This is a genomic window from Acinetobacter rudis (assembly GCF_031157835.1).
GTDB lineage: Bacteria > Pseudomonadota > Gammaproteobacteria > Pseudomonadales > Moraxellaceae > Acinetobacter > Acinetobacter rudis_A.
The window spans coordinates 1-631 of sequence record NZ_JAVIDR010000053.1 but is presented as its reverse complement, the minus strand read 5'-3'; the positions used below and the strand labels follow the sequence as shown (position 1 = coordinate 631).

Below are 631 nucleotides of genomic sequence, written 5' to 3'. Positions count from 1 at the left end.
AAGATGAAGCGTTATATTGTTCACATGGCGACACAGTACACTATGTGAATCCGCCGAAAATTTTTACCAATTGTCAGGGAAGTTATCTCTATGATGATCAGGATATTGCCTATTTAGATCTACAGATGTGGTATTCAGCTGTAAACTTTGGTTATAAAAATCCACGTTTAGAAAAAGTGCTGATCGATCAAATTCATGAATTACCACAAATTGCCAGCCAATACTTACATCCGACTAAAATTGAATTAAGTAAGGCGATTGCACTCGATATTCAAAATAAAACCGGACAAAAGGGTCGTGTTCACTATAACGTTGGTGGTTCACAATCAATCGAAGATTCTCTTAAATTAGTACGTAACTTCTGTAAAGGGAAGAGCCGTATGTTCGCTTTTGAAGGCGGATATCATGGTCGTACTTTAGGTGCATCTTCAATCACTTCAAGCTATCGTTACCGTCGTCGTTTTGGTCATTTTGGTGATCGTGCGCAATTTGTACCATTCCCATACCCATTCCGTCGCCCTAAAGGAATGACTGCTGAAGAGTATGCAGATAAATTAGTTGCTGAATTTGCACGTTTATTTGAAACAGAGTATCACGGTGTTTGGGACCCTAAAGCGAATGAAAGCGAGTT

At 39.1% G+C, this 631-nt stretch carries 1 protein-coding gene; it reads left to right on the top strand.

The window, feature by feature from the left end:
* Positions 1-631, top strand: a 631-nt coding sequence (locus tag RFH42_RS16850; protein WP_308977091.1) for an aminotransferase class III-fold pyridoxal phosphate-dependent enzyme, incomplete at both ends; no start/stop codon positions are given.